We start from the raw sequence: 6200 nt of genomic DNA, 5'->3' as shown, positions 1-6200 counted from the left end.
ACTGCGTTAACCATGTTAACCCGCTAGTCACATAAAGCGGAGGCCAGTCATTGCCACCATTGAAGGTGCGCCGCGACGATTGCAGGATGCGGTTGGTCAGGGAACGACAATGACTGGTTCTCCGGGATGCTGATTGAGCGCCTCCCTCAGAGCAGCAAACCCTGAGGGACATCCATTGGGAATACGCATCCCGGTGTCGCTGGACACCTTTGAGCCACTGGCACTCACGCCATTCAAATCCAAAAAGATCGCACTGGTCTGCGAAGGCGGCGGGCAACGCGGCATCTTCACGGCGGGCGTACTGGATGAATTTCAGCGCGCAGGCTTTAACCCCTTTCAGTTAATGCTCGGCACCTCAGCCGGTGCACAAAACCTTTCAGCCTTTGTCTGTGCTCAGCCCGGTTATGCGCGGCGCGTGATTACCCGTTACACCACCAGTAAACTGTTTTTCGATCCGCTGCGTTTTGTACGCGGTGGCCACCTGATCGATCTTGACTGGTTAGTGGATATCACTAAACAGGAGTTCCCGCTGGCGCTGAGCAGCGCCGAAAGCCTGTTTGCCAAAGGCAGCGAATTTTACATGTGCGCCTGCCGCAGCGATGATTACAGCGCGCAGTATTTCAATCCCACCAACCTGACCTGGCATGACATCATTAAGGCTTCCAGCGCGATCCCCGGTTTCTACCGCAGCGGCGTGTTGATGGATGGCGTGAGCTATCTCGACGGCGGCATCAGCGACGCCATTCCGGTGCGCGAAGCGGCGCGGCGTGGCGCCGATACCATTGTGGTGATCCGTACCGTGCCGTCACAGATGGCGTATACGCCGAAGTGGTTTAAACGCATGGAGCGCTGGCTGAGCGACAGCGCCCTGCAGCCAATGATCAATATTCTGCATCAGCACGAAGAGAGCTACCGCCAGATTCAGCAGTTTATTGAACAGCCGCCGGATAATCTGCGCATCATTGAAATCTTTCCGCCAAAGCCGCTGGCCAGCATGGCGCTGGGCAGTCGTCTGGCGTCACTGAATCAGGATTATCATCTGGGCCGCCGCAGCGGGCGCTATTTCCTGGCGACGCTGGGCCAGTGGCTGAGCGATGCTGAACCGCTGGCGCGACCGATTGCCGTGACGCCGCCAGCCGCCGTCGCCAACGCGCCGGATAACCGGCCGGTCAGCACGCCGCCGCTGGCGGGTAATGACGCCGATTACGATGCAGGATCGCTGGCATGAGATTTATCGACACCCACTGCCACTTTGATTTTCCGCCATTTGTCACCGCTGCCGAACACAGTATCGCGCAGGCGGCGCAGGCGGGTGTGGAACGCATCATCGTGCCGTGCGTGGATGCCAGCCGTTTTGCCGTGGTGAGCCAGCTGGCACAGCAGCATCCGGCGCTGTATAGCGCGCTCGGGCTGCACCCGATCAATATTGCACAACATCAGGATGACGATCTCGATCGCCTTGAGCAGCACCTGCAAACGCCGGATGTAAAACGCGTGGCGATCGGGGAGATCGGGCTGGATCTGTATATGGAAGCGCCGGATTTTGCGCGGCAAACCCGGCTGCTGGAGGCGCAGCTGAAGCTGGCAAAGCGCTATGATTTGCCGGTGATCCTGCATTCGCGACGTACGCACGATCAGCTGGCGCAGTATCTGCGCCGTCACGACGTGCCGCGACGCGGCGTGGTGCACGGCTTTGCCGGCAGCCAGCAGCAGGCGGAGCGTTTCATCGCCCTTGGCTACGCGATTGGTGTCGGCGGCACCATTACCTATGCGCGCGCCAGCAAAACCCGCCACACCATCGCCAGCCTGCCATTGCAGGCGCTGCTGCTGGAAACCGATGCGCCGGATATGCCGCTGCACGGTTTTCAGGGCCAGCCCAATCGCCCGGAACGCGCGCGTAATGTGTTCGAAGTATTGTGCCAGCTGCGCCCGGAACCGCCCGATGAGATCGCCAATGCGCTGTGGCACAACAGCCTGCGTTTGTTCGCCCTGCCGGATTGAGTATTGATCCTGCGCCTGCCGTCACCTCACTTCATCTAATAGGGCCGTCACGGTTAATGGCCGTTGCAATTTTGCCAGCGGCACAATTTATTGCGCGATGAATCGCGTCGCTGCAAACCCTCTGCCACTTCTGATGATGTGCTGACAACTCCCGCTCTGTCGCAAATTAACTACGCTTTAACGATATCCGATACCTTTTTGCGGCAACATTTGTGATAATAATCACAATCGCATCATGCCGCGCTGTTCGGCAAAATAGCGATTTAATGTGATTAAAATCGCTAAATGCATGTATATCAGAGCGCGGTTTCCTTTTCCTTGTGACAAACCTCGCAATTCCACGCGGCGTGGGTTGTTATAATTATCACATTCTCCGGTGAGCAGATTTCACCGGCCTGACTTTGGAGAGCACCATGACCGATCTGAACGCGGCCGCGCAGCGCGCGCTGCAACTGATGGACCTGACCACCCTGAATGAAGACGACACCGATGAAAAAGTGATCGCGCTGTGCCATCAGGCGAAATCACCGGCCGGTAACACGGCGGCGATCTGTATCTATCCGCGCTTTATCCCGATTGCACGTAAGACGCTGCGCGAGCAGGGCACGCCGGAAATTCGTATCGCGACCGTCACTAACTTCCCGCACGGTAACGACGACATCGACATCGCGCTGGCGGAAACCCGTGCGGCAATCGCCTATGGCGCGGATGAAGTTGACGTGGTGTTCCCGTACCGTGCGCTGATTGCCGGTAATCGTGACGTCGGCTTTGCGCTGGTAAAAGCCTGTAAAGAGGCCTGCGCGGCGGCGAACGTGCTGCTGAAAGTGATCATTGAAACCGGCGAGCTAAAAGAGGAAGCGCTGATTCGTGCAGCGTCCGAAATCGCGATCGATGCCGGCGCGGATTTCATCAAAACCTCTACCGGTAAAGTGCCGGTCAACGCCACGCCAGAGGTGGCGGCGATCATGATGCAGGTAATCCGTGACAAAGGCGTGCAGCAGCAGGTGGGCTTCAAACCGGCTGGCGGCGTGCGCACGGCGGAAGATGCCGCTATCTATCTGCAGCTGGCCGACGACATCCTCGGCAGCGGCTGGGCGGATGCGCGTCATTTCCGCTTCGGCGCTTCCAGCCTGTTAGCCAGCCTGCTGAATTCGCTGGGCCACGCTACGGCGACCAGCAAAGCCGGTTATTGATCCACGCGGTCGCTAAAATGGCGGCCCACGGCGTCACTGCCGTCAGGTGCGCATTGCTGCGCAACTGGCGGCTGTCATTCAGCGATACATCGCTTTTCCGGGGAGGCAACCTTGTTCCTGCCACAAGAAATTATTCGTAAAAAACGCGACGGTCAGCCGCTGAGCGAAGCGGAAATCCGCTTTTTCATCAACGGCGTGCGTGATAACAGCGTGTCTGAAGGGCAAATCGCCGCGCTGGCGATGACGATTTATTTTCACGACATGAACCTGGAAGAGCGCGTGGCGCTGACCATGGCGATGCGCGATTCCGGCACGGTACTCAACTGGCAGGCGCTGAATCTCAACGGACCGATTGTTGATAAACACTCGACCGGCGGCGTGGGCGATGTCACTTCGCTGATGCTGGGTCCGATGGTGGCGGCCTGCGGCGGCTACGTGCCAATGATTTCCGGGCGCGGCCTCGGTCACACTGGCGGCACGCTGGATAAGCTGGAAGCCATTCCCGGCTTCGATATCTTCCCCAGCGACGATCGCTTCCGCCAGATCATCAAACAGGTCGGCGTTGCCATTATCGGTCAGACTAATTCGCTGGCGCCGGCGGACAAGCGGTTCTACGCCACGCGCGATATCACCGCCACCGTGGATTCCATTCCGCTGATCACCGCCTCGATCCTCGCCAAAAAATTAGCCGAGGGATTAGACGCGCTGGTGATGGATGTCAAAGTCGGATCCGGGGCGTTTATGCCAACCTTTGAGGCTTCGCAGCAGCTGGCGCAGGCGATTGTCGGCGTCGCCAACGGCGCGGGATGCAAAACCACCGCGCTGCTCACCGACATGAACCAGGTGCTGGCGTCGAGCGCCGGTAATGCGCTGGAAGTGCGCGAAGCGGTGCATTTCCTCACCGGCGAGGCGCGCAATCCGCGACTGCTGGAAGTCACGCTGGCGCTGTGCGCTGAGATGCTGATCTCCGGCAAACTGGCGGCGAACGAAGCCGAAGCGCGGCAAAAACTGCAGCAGGTGCTGGATAACGGTAAAGCGGCTGAGGTGTTTGCCCGCATGGTGGCGGCGCAGAACGGCCCGACGGATTTCATCGAGCAGATGGACCGCTACCTGCCGGCACCGATGCTGAGCAAAGCGGTGTACGCCGATCGTCCCGGCATCGTCAGCACCATGGACACGCGGGCGCTGGGCATGGCGGTGGTGGCGCTGGGCGGTGGCCGTCAGCGCGCCAGCGACAGCATTGATTACAGCGTGGGCCTCAGCGACATGATCACGCTGGGCAGTGAAGTCAATGCGCAGCAGCCGCTGGCGGTGATTCATGCCGCGTCGGAAGCACAGTGGCAGCAGGCCGCTGCGGCAGTGAAAGCGGCGATAACGCTCAGCGACCACGCTCCGGAGGCCATGCCGGTGGTGTATCGCCGCATCAGCGAATAGTGGCGTAACTGCGTGCCAGGCAGCGGCCGTTCGGGTATACTGATCTGATCGCTTTTTTTTGACTTGTCATCGCGCTATGGCGCAGGAGACTTGCATGAAACGTGCTTTTATTATGGTTCTCGACTCCTTCGGGATCGGCTCCAGCAAAGACGCCGATAAATTCGGTGATGAAGGATCGGATACGCTCGGCCATATCGCCGAAGCGTGCTTCGAAGGTCGCGCCAATATTGGCCGCGAAGGCCCGCTGCATCTGCCTAACCTGACCGCACTCGGTCTGGGGAAAGCGGCTGAACTCTCTACCGGTCGCTTCCCGCCGGGTCTGGACGCCAATGCGGAAATCATTGGTGCCTATGCCTACGCCAGCGAGCTGTCGTCGGGCAAAGACACGCCGTCAGGCCACTGGGAAATCGCCGGTGTGCCGGTGCTGTTTGACTGGGGCTACTTCAGCGACAAAGAGAACAGCTTCCCGCAGGAGCTGCTGGATACGCTGGTAAAACGCGCCGATCTGCCGGGCTACCTCGGCAACTGCCACTCCTCCGGCACGGTAATTCTCGACCAGCTGGGCGAGGAGCACATGAAAAGTGGCAAGCCGATTTTCTACACCTCGGCAGATTCGGTGTTCCAGATTGCCTGTCATGAAGAGACCTTTGGCCTCGATCGCCTGTACGCGCTGTGTGAAATCGCGCGTGAAGAGCTGACCAACGGCGGCTATAACATTGGCCGTGTGATTGCGCGTCCGTTTGTCGGCGATAAAGCCGGTAACTTCCAGCGCACCGGTAACCGTCACGATCTGGCGGTCGAACCACCGGCACCGACCATGCTGAAAAAGCTGGTGGATGAGAAGGGCGGCGAAGTGATTTCAGTGGGTAAAATCGCTGATATCTACGCGGAGCAGGGCATCACGCAAAAAGTTAAAGCCACCGGTCTGGATGCGCTGTTTGATGCCACCATTGAGCAGATGAAGAAGGCGCCGGACAACTCAATTGTGTTCACCAACTTCGTCGATTTTGACTCGACCTGGGGCCATCGCCGCGATATCGCCGGGTATGCCGGTGGGCTGGAGCTGTTTGACCGCCGTCTGCCGGAGCTGATGGCGCTGGTGAAAGAGGGCGATATCCTGATCCTCACCGCTGACCACGGCTGCGATCCGAGCTGGCATGGCACAGAGCACACGCGCGAGCACATCCCGATTCTGATCTATGGTCCAGAAGTAAAACCGGGCTCGCTGGGTTACCGCGATACCTTCGCCGATATCGGCCAGACCATCGCCAGCTATTTTGGCCTGTCCAGCATGGACTACGGCAAAAGCTTGCTGTAAAACAGCCACCACTTTTTGATAAGGAAGAACAACAATGGCAACTCCTCATATTAATGCCGAAATGGGCGATTTCGCGGACGTGGTGCTGATGCCAGGCGATCCGCTGCGTGCAAAACACATTGCCGAGACTTTCCTCGACGATGTTGTCGAAGTGAACAACGTACGCGGCATGCTGGGCTTCACCGGGACTTACAAAGGCCGCAAAATCTCCGTGATGGGCCACGGTATGGGTATCCCATCCTGCTCGATCTACA

At 58.8% G+C, this 6200-nt stretch carries 5 protein-coding genes and 1 pseudogene; all 6 read left to right on the top strand.

Translation table 11 applies throughout. The annotated features are described in order from the left end of the window. Window positions 1–175: 175 nt before the first annotated feature. Entirely contained in the window at window positions 176–1228 is a 1053-nt protein-coding gene (locus QMM04_RS20165; protein ID WP_031279725.1) for a DUF6363 domain-containing protein, read from the top strand. Next, window positions 1225–2001 (top strand): TatD family hydrolase, encoded by a 777-nt coding sequence (locus QMM04_RS20160; RefSeq protein WP_282996859.1) that lies wholly within the window; start codon window positions 1225–1227, stop codon window positions 1999–2001. Before QMM04_RS20165 ends, QMM04_RS20160 begins: the two co-directional genes overlap by 4 nt. Before the next feature lie 413 nt (window positions 2002–2414). After that, window positions 2415–3194 (top strand): deoxyribose-phosphate aldolase, encoded by a 780-nt coding sequence (deoC, locus tag QMM04_RS20155; protein WP_278427723.1) that lies wholly within the window; start codon window positions 2415–2417, stop codon window positions 3192–3194. A 111-nt stretch (window positions 3195–3305) separates the two neighbouring features. Beyond that, window positions 3306–4628 (top strand): thymidine phosphorylase, encoded by a 1323-nt coding sequence (gene deoA / locus QMM04_RS20150; protein ID WP_021507656.1) that lies wholly within the window; start codon window positions 3306–3308, stop codon window positions 4626–4628. Between the two features lie 94 nt (window positions 4629–4722). After that, window positions 4723–5946 (top strand): phosphopentomutase, encoded by a 1224-nt coding sequence (gene deoB, locus QMM04_RS20145; protein WP_282996858.1) that lies wholly within the window; start codon window positions 4723–4725, stop codon window positions 5944–5946. Window positions 5947–5980: 34 nt separating this feature from the next. Continuing rightward, window positions 5981–6200: pseudogene (gene deoD / locus QMM04_RS20140) on the top strand (purine-nucleoside phosphorylase); the annotation flags it as partial.

The sequence above is a fragment of the Pantoea sp. Pa-EAmG genome (assembly GCF_030024295.1).
In the GTDB taxonomy this organism is placed as follows: domain Bacteria; phylum Pseudomonadota; class Gammaproteobacteria; order Enterobacterales; family Enterobacteriaceae; genus Pantoea; species Pantoea dispersa.
The sequence above is the reverse complement of the archived record's forward strand: the minus strand, read 5'-3'. Positions and strand labels throughout refer to the sequence as shown.

Bases quoted from the DNA above. Each gene is read 5' to 3' on its own strand.
- QMM04_RS20160 (WP_282996859.1), top strand. From the start codon at position 1,225: ATGAGATTTATCGACACCCACTGCCACTTTGATTTTCCGCCATTTGTC.
- deoC (WP_278427723.1), top strand. From the start codon at position 2,415: ATGACCGATCTGAACGCGGCCGCGCAGCGCGCGCTGCAACTGATGGAC.
- deoB (WP_282996858.1), top strand. From the start codon at position 4,723: ATGAAACGTGCTTTTATTATGGTTCTCGACTCCTTCGGGATCGGCTCC.